The sequence below is a fragment of the Aeromonas sp. 603607 genome, from assembly GCF_049171595.1.
In the GTDB taxonomy this organism is placed as follows: domain Bacteria; phylum Pseudomonadota; class Gammaproteobacteria; order Enterobacterales; family Aeromonadaceae; genus Aeromonas; species Aeromonas veronii.
Window position 1 is genome coordinate 40,882 of sequence record NZ_JAAKOV010000007.1, and the last position, 12,410, is coordinate 53,291.

The following is a 12,410-nucleotide window of genomic DNA, read 5'->3' on the forward strand; positions in this document are numbered from 1 at the left end:
GCATTTCTACTGTCCTCATCACCGACACAAGATACGAGACGATGAAACGCCTGATCCTGATGATGCCCCTGATTGCCTCCGGCTGTGCCAACTACGCCTTCAACAGCAATCTGGATAAAGAGAACTTCGACGAATACTTCAAACCCGGTAGCGTGCGCATCTATGAACAGGATGAGCTGGCTGACCTCAACTACCTCTACCTCGGCACCATCGAGGGTGAATCCTGCCAGGCCGATGCCAACCAGCCGGTGCCCAACGCCGGTGAAGCGCGCACCCTGGCCCGCCGCCGCGCAGCCGACATGGGTGGCAACGGCGTCACCATCGACAAGTGCGCCGAGTTCAGCGACACCCCGGGCTGCCTGAGACAGGTGATCTGCTACGGGCAGGCGCTGAAAGTGGCCGAAGAGAAGTAACCCACGGTCATGGCCCTCGCTATCGTTCGCCTTGGCAGCCCACGCCTGCCCGATGAGGGGCTGCGGATCGGCACGGTGCGCCGTCCTCCCCGCGGCGTACCCAAGAGCGAATTTGCCAGCCAGCATTGGTACGATGTCTGGTTTCCCAACCTCGCCCCCAGCAGTGAGACCATGAAGCTGGGGCAGGCAGCCGAAACGCCCGCCCAGTGGGCAGCGTTTGGCAAACAGTACAAGGCCGAGATGGCGCAACCTGCCGCCAGGCATGATCTGGCGCTACTGGCCGCCCTCTCTCATACCACCAACCTCTCGGTGGGTTGCTACTGCGAGCAGGAGTCCCGCTGCCATCGCACAATTTTGAAAGAGCTGCTGGTAGCCGCGGGGGCCGCCATCCGCTAACTCGGTGAGCGACAGCGATGTGATGGGGAATCGCGTCAGCCTGTATTCGGCAACCATCAGGCATGGATAGACAGAGAGGGCATCCCGCGGGATGCCCTCTCTCGTTGTATTCACACCTGCCGCGCCACGCTCGGTAGCAGCGGCACGATGCTCCCTCTCCTATTGCAGACTGGGCTCCAGCAACTGCTGCCGTAGCGAGGTCTCCTGTGCCTCAGTCATGACATTCGCCGCTACCCCGGCGGCAGGCTCGATGGCCAGCCAGTGGGCAAGGTCGGCGGCGGTCTCCTCCAGCGGCCGGAAGTTCAACCCGTGGACGATGGCCGCCTCGGCGCTTATAGAGCCGTAACCGGCAAACTCCGCCTGCGCGCAGGGCAAGAGGGTGGGATAGCTCTGCCAGGGCTCGATTCCGGCTGCCATCAGGGTCGACCAGGGCAGCCACTCGGGCTGGATGGGGCGGTCGGGCTGCAACCGGGCGCTCAGCCGCTCCAGCCAGTCGCTCAGGGTAATGCCAGGCTTGAGCAGGTTGAAGATGCCCCCCAACTGCTGCTCGGCCGCGCGCAACACAAACTCGGCGCAGTCACGCACATCGAGATACTGCAAGCGATCCTCGCCACTGCCCGGCAGCAACCAGGGCCCGCCCTGCTGCACCCGCTTAATCCACCAGGCCATGCGCCCGGTAGGATCATGGGGGCCGCACAACACGCCCGGGCGCAGGATGCAGAGCCGCTCACCCCAGCGGGCGCGATACTCCTGCTCGCACAACACCTTGAGGGGGCCATAGTCAGTGGGCATTTCCCCTTCGGGGATAGCATGCAGCGGCGCCGACTCGTCCATCCCGGGCAGTGAGAAATCGCGATAGACGCTGATGGTGGAGATAAAGATCAGCCGTGCGCAGCACCCGAGCAAGGCCGCCGAGAGGCTCGCCGCCTGCTCGGGGCGATAGCAGCAGGTATCGATGACGAGATCCCACTGCAACCCGGCCCCTTGCAGGGAGCTCAGGCTCTTGTCCCTGTCGCCGGTGAGCTGCACCAGATCGCGCCAGTCCGGATGCTGGTGCAGGCCACGGTTGAACAGCGTCACTTCATGGCCCCAATCCAGTGCCAGCGCGGTGAGGTGGCGCCCCAAAAAGCCGGTGCCACCGATAATCAGCAGTTTCATCCCTCTCCCTCCCCCTTCGGCGCGAGTGCGCACATATCATCCTGACACGCCAGTTGCCTCCACCCTACGCAACTTGGTGCGCGGGCACAGCCCCCGACTGGCCGGGATGGGACAGGGATCACGGCAGCGCCGCAGAAATGGGCGTAATAAGGCCGAACCTGCGTTTTGGGGCCGCCTGTGCTAAATTGCCGGGGTTTTCAGTCAGGATCCGCCATGAAGTTCGAAATCGACACCCTCGGGATCATCCGCTCTCCCTACAAGGAGAAGTTCGCCATCCCCCGCCAGCCCGGACTGGTCAAATCGGCCCGTGCCCGCCTCGAGCTGCTCCCCCCTTACGATCAGCCGGATGTGCTGCGCGGCATCGAGCAGTTCTCCCATCTGTGGCTCAGCTTCGTCTTTCACCAGACCATGGCGCAGGGGTGGCACCCGACGGTGCGCCCGCCGCGCCTTGGCGGCAACGAACGGGTCGGCGTCTTTGCCACTCGCTCCACCTTCCGCCCCAATCCGCTAGGGCTCTCGGTGGTCGAGCTGCACGGGGTCGGTCGCGAGCGGGGCAAGCTGTGGCTGGAGCTGGGGGCGGTGGATCTGCTCGATGGCACCCCCATCGTCGATATCAAGCCCTACATTCCCTATGCCGACAGCCTGCCGGATGCCCGTGGTGGTTTTGCCCCCGACGCGCCCACCCCGCCGCTGGCGGTGAGCTTCAGTGCCGAGGCCGAGCAGCAGTTGCAACCCTGGCTCAAGGCCCATCCCGAGCTGCGCCAGCTGGTGAGTGAAGTGCTGGCGCAAGATCCACGCCCCGCCTACAAGAAGGGCAAGCCCGATGAAAAGGAGTACGGGGTGCGACTGTTTGATTGCAACGTCCGTTTTCGCATCAGCGAGCCGGATTGCGTGGTGCTGGCCATCGAGCCCGCCTGAACCTGGGCGGGCCGACATCGCTGATGCTATTTCACGCCTTCTTCACGTCACAAGGGGCTTAATGAGCCTGTAAATTGTGTGGCATTGATCAGACTATCCACCCGGTTGCCAGTGATACCATGCAGACAGCAGAGGGCATCTCCTCTCTGACTGATGCCAGCAGCAGGCTATCGATGTATGGCAAGCGTGGTAGCTCTGCTGTTGCCGCCAAAGGATCTGGCCTCGCCTCGACACATTTGAGTGCGGGGATGCCACACGGATGTGACAGCACTTCGAAGGAATAAACTTATGCTGATGAACAGTGAACAACGTTATGGCACCCTGAATATCGGGCTGCACTGGCTGACCCTGTGGGCCATGATCGCCGTCTACGCCCTGATCGAATTTCGCGATATCTTCCCCAAAGGGGACCCTGGCCGGGATCTGATGAAGGAGTGGCACTTTATGCTGGGGCTGCTCATCTTCGCCCTGGTGTTTGTCAGACTGGCCCTGCGCTGGATGAGCCCGACGCCCCGTATCGTGCCCGAGCTCTCCCCGATCATGCACAAGCTGGCAAAACTGGCCCACCTCGCCCTCTACGGTTTTCTTATTCTGACCCCGCTGTTTGGCTGGCTGCTGCTGAGCGCCGCGGGCAAGCCCATCCCCTTCTTCGGGCTTGAGCTGCCTGCCCTGCTTTCCCCCAGTCCGGATCTCAAGGGGCTGATCAAGGAGGTGCACGAGACCCTGGGCAATATCGGTTACGCCCTGATCGGCCTGCACACGGTGGCGGCCCTCTATCACCACCATATTCTCAAAGACAACACCCTCACCAATATGCTGCCGCCGCGCCGCAGCTAACAAGCAGCAGAACAAAAACAGAAGGGGCACACATTGCCCCTTCTGTTTTTTGAACGCGACAAGACCGGTGTCTCTGAAGCGGCCCACTGCTCAGGCCTCTGACAGGTCTCTACAAGCAGAACGCCTTATGATTCAGTCCCGATACAGGAGCTGCACGATAGGATTCGAATTGACTCAAAGCGACATACACTTTCTAATTGACAGTCTGGACCCCTATGACCGTTCACATCATGAAAATTCTGTTGGTCGAAGACGACAAGCTGCTCAATCACCACCTCTCCTCTCTGCTGACCGAAGCCAACAATCAGGTATACAGCACCGATCAGGCCGGAATTGCGTTGCACTATGCCGCCGACTACCCCATTGATGTGGCGATCATCGATCTCGGTCTGCCCGATATGGATGGCTTGCAGTTGATCCGCCAACTGCGCGAACGGCAGATCCCCTTCCCCATCATTGTGCTGACCGCCCGTGGCAACTGGCAGGACAAGGTCGAAGGACTGGAGGCGGGGGCTGATGACTATCTGGTCAAACCGTTCCAGAAAGATGAGTTGCTGGCCCGCCTCAATGCCTTGATGCGCCGCAGCGCCGGCTTTATCTCCCCCAGAGTGAAGGCCGGTGATTACGAGCTGGATCTCTCCCGCAAGGAGCTGACCATCGACGGTGAAGTGGCAGTGCTCACCAGCTTTGAATACCTGATTCTGGAGTACCTGATGCGCAACGCCCGTCAGGTGGTCTCCAAGCAGCAGTTACTCGACCAGCTCTACGGCGATGGAGAGGGGGATCCCAACACCATAGAGGTGATGGTGAGCCGCCTGCGCAAAAAGCTGGATCCGGAAGGGACGATTCAACCCATCTCGACCATCCGTCGTCAGGGCTACATCTTCAACCTCTCCTGTAGCTGATGCAGTTTCATCTGCCACGTCCCATCAGGATGCTCCGCAGCTCTCTGCACATCAAACTGCTGCTCAGTTCGCTGCTGGTCATCGCACTGAGCATGGGGTTCGCCGTCTATGCCCTCTACCTCGGCCATATGGAGGAGCAGAGCCAGAAGGCGAGCGCCGGCATGCAGGAGAACCTGGCCAAGATGTTCTCCTCTACCAAGCCAGTCAACAGCGAAGCCACCGAGATCGGGCGCATTTCCCGCCAGGTCAGTAACAGCAATCTCGATACGCTGATCTGTCGTGCCGATGGCGAGCTGATTTGGTCGAGCCTCCATATGCCGGAGGTGATCAAGGCCAAACAGACCATCTGTCGGGACCTGATGAAGTATCTGGGGGGAATGGATCTCGACTACTTCTTCAAGAAGCACACCATCAAGAACGGCGAGAGCTACTTCGTCTACAGCCTGCGTTTTACCCGCAATCCCGGCAGCGGCACCACAGCCTACTACGTGGTGATGATTGACTCGGCCAAACGCTATCACGAAGAGTCCCGCGCCTACCTCTACCAGACGGCCAAACAGGCGTTGCTCGCCTATCTGCTGCTTGCCGGGCTGCTGCTGCTCACCACCTTCTGGAGCCTCCGCTCCCTGCGCACTATCGCTAATCAGCTCGACGATATCCGGGCAGGCAAGCGGGATGCTATCGCCCATGATTTTGAACGGGAGTTGGCCCCGCTGACCGACTCCATCAACCAGTTGCTGGAGAACGAACGCCAGCAGACCCAGCGCTACCAGCATGCCCTCAACGATCTCGCTCACAGCCTGAAAACACGGCTGGCGCTGATCCAGATCACCACCCGCGAAATGAAGCTGGGGAGGGAGATCCACGACAACATCAATGAACAGATCCTCACCATGGATCAGATGATCCAGTACCAACTCAGACGAGCCGTCACCGGTCGCCAGCGCCTCGCCAGCAAGGGCACCGAGCCGGTACCGCTCATCGAGAAGCTGCTGGCCAGTCTGGCCAAGGTCTATCGCCACAAGAAGCTGCAGACCCACTTCCAGTTCGATGATGATGCCCTCTTCCACGGCGAACAGGGCGATCTGATGGAACTGATGGGCAACCTGCTCGACAACGCCTGCAAATTTGCCATCAGCGAAGTGAAGGTGACGGTACGCCGCCATCTCGATCGGTTACGCATCGAGGTAGAAGATGATGGCCCGGGCATCGATCCGGCCAAATCGGAGCAGATCTTTCAGCGTGGCGTGCGCGCTGACAGCTCGCCCGGCCAGGGCATCGGTCTGGCTGTCGTGACCGAGATCGTTCACAGCTACGGCGGCCAGATCCGGGTCGATGAATCTCCCCTCGGCGGTGCCCGCTTTACCCTGGATCTTCCCTGACACCGGATGGGCAAGGCCACGAGCCCTGCCAACCGCTCCATCGCCCTCCCCGGGGTTAAAAAATCCCGCCTGGCACCACCCAATTCAGCAATATGCTATCGAGATACTTGAGATGTGATGCATCTCGGTTAAGCTATGGCCGACTCGTTTGTTAACCATTTGATGGATCTTTAATCGCACTATGGAAAACATGTTTGAAAGATTGATGTACGCATCCCGCTGGATCATGGCCCCCATCTATCTTGGGCTCAGCCTCATACTGCTGGCACTGGGGGTGAAATTCTTTCAGGAGATCCTCCATATCCTGCCCAACATACTGGAGATGAAAGAGGTGGATCTGGTGCTGGTCACACTGTCGCTGATCGATATCACCCTGGTAGGGGGACTTATCGTGATGGTGATGTTTTCCGGCTATGAGAACTTCGTCTCGCGCCTCGATGTAGGGGATGAGAGCGACAAACTGGTGTGGCTCGGCAAGCTCGATGCCGGCTCCCTGAAAAACAAGGTCGCCGCCTCCATTGTCGCCATCTCCTCCATTCACCTGCTCAAGGTGTTTATGAATGCCGAAAACCTCCCCAACGACAAGATCAAGTGGTACCTGCTGATCCACATCACCTTTGTCCTCTCGGCCTTCGCCATGGGCTACCTCGACAAGCTGACCCGCAAATAGAAGTCAGCCTGCGATAGACGCTATGCCCGATAACGCAATCCGGATCGGGCATAGCGGTCGCCCCGAGCTGGGGATGGATTGGCAACGGGGATAAGCAAGTCACCAACATAGATGGCCGCCCGCCTTGGCCGGTATTGTGGCCGCCTTGAATGCCATGGCGGCATTCTCTACAATGACCCACTTTTTATTCATTTCGGGTTATATCGATGAGCGATACCAGCACCAAACCGGCTCTGCCGGATCACCTCTCCTGCAATCCCCGCAGCCCTCACTATGTGGCAGCCTGCTTCGAGCACCCGATCGGTATTCGCCTGAACGGCAAAGAGCGCACCGATGTCGAGGAGTACTGCATCAGTGAAGGCTGGGTGAAGATCCCCTCCCCCAAGGCGCTGGATCGCCGTGGTCAACCCATCCTGATCAAACTCAAGGGCACCGTCGAAGCCTATTACAGCTAATCGCGGCAACCCGCTTCGGGTAAAACAGAAGGCCACCCTCGCGGTGGCCTTCTGTTTTTCGGCATTTGTGCTGGCATCGTCGCCAGCACCAGACCATATTTCTCGCCGGGCAGCCCTTATACCCCCAACCGATCGCGTAAGGTGTACCAGGCGGCGCCCGCGGCGGTGAAGGGAATGCGGAACAGGCGACCGCCCGGGAAGGGGTAGTGCGGCAGTTTGGCAAAGGCATCGAAGCGCTCCGCCTGACCGCTCAGCACTTCGGAGAGCAGCTTGCCCGCCAGATGGGTGCAGGTGACGCCGTGGCCGCTGTAGCCCTGCATGTAGTAAATGTTGGGGCCGATGCGACCAAACTGCGGCAGGCGCGACAGAGTGAGCAAGAAGTTACCAGTCCAGGTGTACTCCACTTTGACGTCGGCCAGCTGCGGAAAAGTCTTGAGCATTTTGGGGATGATCAGCCGCTCGATATCCGCCGGATCCCGCGCGCCATAGACCACGCCGCCGCCATAGAGCAGCCGGTGATCGCCGGAGGTGCGGTAGTAGTCGAGGAGGTAGTTGCAATCCTCCAGACAGTAGTTCTGCGGCAGCAGTGAACGGGCCCGCTCCTCTCCCAGCACCTCGGTGGCGATCACCTGGGTACCGCAGGGCATGCTCTTGCTGGCCAGTTCCGGCACCAGATTGCCGAGGTAGGCATTGCCCGCCACCACCACAAAGCGCGCCTTCACCGCCCCCTTGGCGGTCTTGACCAAGGCTGGCTGCCCCGGGGTGATGCTGGTGACGGCGGATTGTTCGAAGATCTGCCCGCCCTGGATGCGGATCGCCTCCGCCTCCCCCAACGCCAGATTGAGGGGGTGAATATGGCCGCCGCTCTTGTCGAGCAGGGCGCCGACGTAGCGATCGCTCGCGACCACCTCGCGCACCCCCTTGGCATCGAGCAGCTCCAGCTGCTCGTTGCCCCACTTCTGCCAGCGGGCGTATTGGGATTTGAGCTCGTGCAGCTGCTTCTCGGTCTCGGCGGCAAAGACGCCCCCCTCCTGCAGATCGCACTGGATGTTGTAGCGCTTGATCCGCTCGCGGATGATCTGTCCCCCCTCAAACAACATGGAACCGAGCAGCCTGGCCTGATCCGGCGGGCAGTTCGCTTCTATGGTGTCGATGTCGCGGCTGTAGGAGTTGACGATCTGGCCGCCGTTGCGGCCGCTGGCGCCAAAGCCGACCCGGGCGGCTTCCAGCACCACCACCTTGTAGCCCTTCTCTACCAGATGCAGCGCGCTGGAGAGGCCGGTATAACCCGCACCGATGACGCAGACATCGCACTCCAGCTGCTCGGTCAATGTCGGATAGGGCGCGTGTTTATTGGCGCTGGCTGCGTAGTAACTGTTTACATGTTCGGTCATGATCCTGTTTCCTTACCGGTTTGGTTGGCAAACCCTATTCCAAGATTAAAAACTGGCCGGGGTATGGGCACTGACGATGCGACAGGTCTCCCCCGACGGATTGCTGAAGCTGTGGGGTTCGCCAGTGTCGATCACATAGCTGTCACCCGCCTCCAGCTGATAACTCTCTCCTGCCACGGTCAGGATCACCGAACCCTCCAGCACAGTGCCCACCTCTTCTCCCTGGTGGGTCACCTGACCACCGGTGTCGGTGCCCGGGGGGTAGGTCTCCAGCATAAAGCCGAGCTGGCGGCGGTTGTTGCCGTTGTGCACCAGCTTCATCGAGACCCCCTGACTGCCCAGCTCGATCAACTGATCAGCCTTGATCACCACCTGCGGCGGGCGACTCAGCTCCTCTTCGGCAAAAAAGCGTGACAGTGGCAAGCCATATACGGTGAGCAGCTTTTGCAGCGAGGCGACCGAGGGGCTCACCTTATCCTGCTCGATCATGCAGATAGCACCGTGGGTCAGGCCGCTCAGCTCGGCCGCCCGCCGCTGGGAGAGCCCCAGCTGATGGCGCACCGCCGCCAGCCGCTCCCCCATGCTCGCCTGCCGTGCAGCCCCCTGACCGGAGCGGGTACTGCTGCTCTGGGTTGGCGCCCCGCTCATGGCAGGCCTCCGCCATCGATTCCCTTGTCACGTTGGTACATTGGCCACCTCCCTGTTGCCACTGGTTAAAATAGCGGACCAGCCATGGCATCACTGTTTGCTATCTTACACAGCCTGGCGTTCATTATTTTGCACACCACTTATCATGCGATACCCTGTTCATCTGGTTAAACTGCGCTACACAGCCCAATTTCTAGCATGCAACACACCAACAATTCAAATATATTTAACACTTGAAAAACATTTGCGCTCAATTTATGGTCTCTCTGTGCTTATTATTTTATACGGCAGCAATACAGGATGAGCCGCATCATCGCCACCTTGCTGCCAGGTTTCATCATCGAGGCTTGCCATGTCCGCTACCAGTTCCAATCAAAGCTTGATCAAATCCCGTGCCTATATAGCTGGTCACTGGTGCGAGGCCGCCAGCGGCCGCACCTTCGAGGTGACCAATCCTGCCAGCGGGGCCGTCATTACCCAGGTGCCCGACATGGATGCCGAGGATACCCGCCGCGCCATCGCGGCCGCCCACGCGGCGCAACCCGCCTGGGCTGCGCTGACCGCCAAGGAGCGCAGCAACAAGCTCTACGCCTGGTTTGCCGCCATCACAGCCCATAGCGACGAGCTGGCGCGCATCATGACCTGCGAGCAGGGCAAGCCGCTGGCAGAAGCCAAGGGCGAGGTGGCCTATGGCGCCAGCTTTATCCAGTGGTTCGCCGAGGAGGGCAAGCGCGCCTACGGCCGCACCATCCCGGGTTTTAGCGGCGATCGCCGGCTGGCCACCATCAAGCAGCCGGTCGGGGTAGTCGCCGCCATCACTCCGTGGAACTTCCCCATTGCCATGATCACCCGCAAGGCGGGCCCTGCGCTGGCAGCGGGTTGCACCATCGTCATCAAACCCGCCGCAGAAACGCCGCTCTGCGCGCTGGCGCTGGCGGTGTTGGCCGAGCAGGCGGGCATCCCCGCCGGTGTCATCAATATCGTCACCAGCCATCAGGCGAGCGCGGTGGGCAACGAGCTGTGCAGTAATCCGGTAGTGCGCAAGCTCTCCTTCACCGGCTCCACCCGCATCGGCAAGCTGCTGATGCGCCAATGCGCCGACACCATGAAAAAGCTGTCGCTGGAGCTGGGCGGTAACGCCCCCTTTATCGTCTTTGACGACGCCGACCTCGACGCCGCCGTGGCCGGGGCACTCGCCTCCAAATACCGCAACGCCGGGCAAACCTGCGTCTGTGCCAACCGCATTCTGGTGCAGGCCAGTGTCTATGACGCCTTCGCCGAGAAGCTGACCGCTGCCGTCAGAGCCTTCAAGGTGGGAGATGGTATGGCGGAGAGCACCCAGATCGGCCCGCTTATCAACCCGGCTGCCGCCAGCAAGGTGGCCGAGTTGGTGCAGCAATCAGTCGCCGCCGGTGCCGAAGTGCTGCTGGGGGGCGAAGCCCACCCCGCCGGCCCCCTCTTCTACCAACCCACCATTTTGGGCAAGGTGGATAAAACCAACCCCATCCTGCAGGAGGAGATCTTCGGCCCGGTCGCCCCGCTGGTGCGCTTCGAGACGGAAGCTGAAGCCATCGCGCTGGCTAACGATACCCCTTATGGGCTCGCCGCCTACTTCTATGGCCGCGATATCGCCCGTGTCTGGCGCGTCGCCGAGCAGCTTGAATACGGCATGGTCGGCATCAACGAGGGGATCATTTCAACTGAGCTGGCTCCCTTCGGCGGCATCAAGGAGTCAGGTCTGGGCCGGGAAGGGGCCGCCGAGGGGCTGGAGGAGTATCTGGAGACCAAATATCTCTGCTTTGGCGCCATTCGCTAGGGCAGTAAAACAGAGACGACAGGCCGCCGATCTGGCCCGATGGGCTGTTCGGCGGTAATGGGCGCCAGATCGCCCACCACATTTTCAGGGAATATCCGGGGCTGCGGCCCCTCAGGGAGGAAAGATGAGTCAGTCAGAATCAAACAAGGCGTGGCAAGCACGCCGTGAAGCGGCCGTGGTCAACGGCGTCGGCACCCTGCTGCCGGTCTTTATCGACCGTGCGCAAAATGCCGAGCTGTGGGATGTGGAGGGCAACCGCTACATCGACTTTGCCTCCGGCATCGCCGTGCTCAACACCGGCCACAACCACCCGAAGGTGGTGGCGGCGGTGCGCGAGCAGTTGGAAAAATTCAGCCACACCTGCTTTCAGGTCACCCCTTACCCGGGCTATATCGAGCTTGCCGAAAAGCTCAACGCCCTGGTGCCCGGCCCGACTCCGAAACGCACCCTGTTTCTCTCCACCGGTGCCGAGGCAGTCGAGAACGCCATCAAGATCGCCCGCGCCCATACCGGTCGCAGCGGCACCATCGCTTTCAAGGGGGGCTTTCACGGCCGCACCATGATGGGGATGGCGCTCACCGGCAAGGTGGTCCCCTACAAGACCGGCTTTGGCCCCTTCCCGGGTGAGGTCTACCACATCCCCTTCCCCGCCGACTATCTGGGGGTAAGTGAAGAGGATGCCCTGCACGCCCTCGATCTCTGCTTCAGCGCCGACATCGAACCCTCCCGCGTTGCCGCCATCATCATCGAGCCGGTACAGGGAGAAGGTGGCTTCTATCCTGCCTCCGCGAGCTTTATGCAAAAGCTGCGCAGCATCTGCGATCAGCACGGCATTCTGCTCATCTGTGACGAGATCCAGAGCGGCTTCTGCCGCACCGGCAAGACCTTCACCACCGAGTATGCCGGCATCGAGCCGGACATCATGACCCTGGCCAAGAGTCTGGCGGGGGGCTTCCCGCTCTCTGCAGTAGTCGGCAAGGCAGAGATCATGAACGCCGCCAAGCCGGGGGGCCTGGGTGGCACCTATGCCGGTTCCCCCATTGCCTGCGCCGCCGCGCTGGCGGTGTTGCAGGTGATCGAAGAGGAGCAGCTCAACCAGAAGGCCCAGGCGCAAGGTGAGCAGATCAAGGCGGGGCTGCAACGCATAGCCGAGCGTTTTGACTGCATAGGTCAAATTCGCGGACCTGGTGCCATGGTGGCCATGGAGCTGGTGAAACAGCGCAATGCCGACCAGCCGGATCCCGATCTCACCAAGCGCCTGGTGGCCGAGGCGGGCAAACGCGGTCTGATCCTGCTCTCATGCGGGGTGCGCGCAAATGTCATCCGTTTTCTAGCCCCCCTGACCGCCCCTGCGGCAGTGATTGACGAAGGGTTGCGACTCCTTGAAAAATCGCTGGAGGCCGTGCTGGACTGACCAG

13 protein-coding genes are annotated in these 12,410 nt (G+C 60.8%); 10 read left to right on the plus strand and 3 right to left on the minus strand.

The features are described from left to right. Positions 1–41: 41 nt before the first annotated feature. Both rcsF and G5315_RS08605 read left to right on the plus strand, forming a co-directional pair. Positions 42–413, plus strand: coding sequence for an Rcs stress response system protein RcsF (gene rcsF, locus G5315_RS08600; protein ID WP_041235016.1), 372 nt, complete (start codon positions 42–44; stop codon positions 411–413). A 9-nt stretch (positions 414–422) separates the two neighbouring features. Next, on the plus strand, positions 423–809 hold the full coding sequence (locus tag G5315_RS08605) for a DUF488 domain-containing protein (protein WP_005338205.1): 387 nt from the start codon (positions 423–425) through the stop codon (positions 807–809). Between the two features lie 159 nt (positions 810–968). Here the strand turns inward: G5315_RS08605 and G5315_RS08610 are convergent, their stop codons facing one another. Next, entirely contained in the window at positions 969–1,967 is a 999-nt protein-coding gene (locus G5315_RS08610; protein WP_421332894.1) for an NAD-dependent epimerase/dehydratase family protein, read from the minus strand. A gap of 213 nt (positions 1,968–2,180) precedes the next feature. On the opposite strand from G5315_RS08610, the gene tsaA reads away from it, so the two are divergent. From tsaA to G5315_RS08640, 6 genes are all read left to right on the plus strand, one after another. Next, on the plus strand, positions 2,181–2,885 hold the full coding sequence (gene tsaA, locus G5315_RS08615; protein ID WP_042081000.1) for a tRNA (N6-threonylcarbamoyladenosine(37)-N6)-methyltransferase TrmO: 705 nt from the start codon (positions 2,181–2,183) through the stop codon (positions 2,883–2,885). Positions 2,886–3,173: 288 nt separating this feature from the next. Then, a complete protein-coding gene (locus tag G5315_RS08620) occupies positions 3,174–3,722 on the plus strand; it encodes a cytochrome b (protein ID WP_005350133.1) in 549 nt (182 codons plus the stop codon). 230 nt (positions 3,723–3,952) lie between these two features. After that, positions 3,953–4,627 (plus strand): response regulator, encoded by a 675-nt coding sequence (locus G5315_RS08625; protein ID WP_216953181.1) that lies wholly within the window; start codon positions 3,953–3,955, stop codon positions 4,625–4,627. Next, a complete protein-coding gene (locus tag G5315_RS08630; protein ID WP_216953180.1) occupies positions 4,627–6,009 on the plus strand; it encodes an ATP-binding protein in 1,383 nt (460 codons plus the stop codon). Before G5315_RS08625 ends, G5315_RS08630 begins: the two co-directional genes overlap by 1 nt. A gap of 181 nt (positions 6,010–6,190) precedes the next feature. After that, positions 6,191–6,679 carry a TIGR00645 family protein gene (locus tag G5315_RS08635; RefSeq protein WP_040065876.1) on the plus strand — a complete coding sequence of 163 codons (489 nt, stop codon included), beginning with the start codon at positions 6,191–6,193 and terminating at the stop codon, positions 6,677–6,679. Between the two features lie 206 nt (positions 6,680–6,885). Then, entirely contained in the window at positions 6,886–7,134 is a 249-nt protein-coding gene (locus tag G5315_RS08640) for a DUF3297 family protein (protein ID WP_005347440.1), read from the plus strand. A gap of 116 nt (positions 7,135–7,250) precedes the next feature. Here G5315_RS08640 and G5315_RS08645 read toward each other — a convergent pair whose 3' ends face one another. Then, positions 7,251–8,528: an NAD(P)/FAD-dependent oxidoreductase gene (locus tag G5315_RS08645; protein ID WP_270656204.1), complete on the minus strand. Its 1,278-nt coding sequence runs from the start codon at positions 8,526–8,528 to the stop codon at positions 7,251–7,253. A gap of 45 nt (positions 8,529–8,573) precedes the next feature. Next, entirely contained in the window at positions 8,574–9,110 is a 537-nt protein-coding gene (gene puuR, locus G5315_RS08650) for an HTH-type transcriptional regulator PuuR (RefSeq protein WP_421332935.1), read from the minus strand. A 418-nt stretch (positions 9,111–9,528) separates the two neighbouring features. Between puuR and G5315_RS08655 the strand changes: the two genes are divergently transcribed. Both G5315_RS08655 and gabT read left to right on the plus strand, forming a co-directional pair. Beyond that, the gene (locus G5315_RS08655; protein WP_421332895.1) at positions 9,529–10,992 is read left to right on the plus strand and encodes an NAD-dependent succinate-semialdehyde dehydrogenase; all 1,464 of its coding nucleotides are present in this window, start codon (positions 9,529–9,531) and stop codon (positions 10,990–10,992) included. A 124-nt stretch (positions 10,993–11,116) separates the two neighbouring features. After that, entirely contained in the window at positions 11,117–12,406 is a 1,290-nt protein-coding gene (gabT, locus tag G5315_RS08660) for a 4-aminobutyrate--2-oxoglutarate transaminase (protein WP_421332896.1), read from the plus strand. The last annotated feature ends 4 nt before the right edge of the window (positions 12,407–12,410 follow it).

Excerpts from the sequence above, each read along its gene's own strand:
- G5315_RS08610 (WP_421332894.1), bottom strand. The coding sequence starts at position 1,967 with ATGAAACTGCTGATTATCGGTGGCACCGGCTTTTTGGGGCGCCACCTC.
- G5315_RS08655 (WP_421332895.1), top strand. The coding sequence starts at position 9,529 with ATGTCCGCTACCAGTTCCAATCAAAGCTTGATCAAATCCCGTGCCTAT.
- puuR (WP_421332935.1), bottom strand. The coding sequence starts at position 9,110 with ATGGGGGAGCGGCTGGCGGCGGTGCGCCATCAGCTGGGGCTCTCCCAG.
- G5315_RS08645 (WP_270656204.1), bottom strand. The coding sequence starts at position 8,528 with ATGACCGAACATGTAAACAGTTACTACGCAGCCAGCGCCAATAAACAC.
- G5315_RS08630 (WP_216953180.1), top strand. The coding sequence starts at position 4,627 with ATGCAGTTTCATCTGCCACGTCCCATCAGGATGCTCCGCAGCTCTCTG.
- G5315_RS08605 (WP_005338205.1), top strand. The coding sequence starts at position 423 with ATGGCCCTCGCTATCGTTCGCCTTGGCAGCCCACGCCTGCCCGATGAG.
- G5315_RS08625 (WP_216953181.1), top strand. The coding sequence starts at position 3,953 with ATGAAAATTCTGTTGGTCGAAGACGACAAGCTGCTCAATCACCACCTC.
- rcsF (WP_041235016.1), top strand. The coding sequence starts at position 42 with ATGAAACGCCTGATCCTGATGATGCCCCTGATTGCCTCCGGCTGTGCC.
- G5315_RS08640 (WP_005347440.1), top strand. The coding sequence starts at position 6,886 with ATGAGCGATACCAGCACCAAACCGGCTCTGCCGGATCACCTCTCCTGC.
- tsaA (WP_042081000.1), top strand. The coding sequence starts at position 2,181 with ATGAAGTTCGAAATCGACACCCTCGGGATCATCCGCTCTCCCTACAAG.
- G5315_RS08635 (WP_040065876.1), top strand. The coding sequence starts at position 6,191 with ATGGAAAACATGTTTGAAAGATTGATGTACGCATCCCGCTGGATCATG.
- G5315_RS08620 (WP_005350133.1), top strand. The coding sequence starts at position 3,174 with ATGCTGATGAACAGTGAACAACGTTATGGCACCCTGAATATCGGGCTG.
- gabT (WP_421332896.1), top strand. The coding sequence starts at position 11,117 with ATGAGTCAGTCAGAATCAAACAAGGCGTGGCAAGCACGCCGTGAAGCG.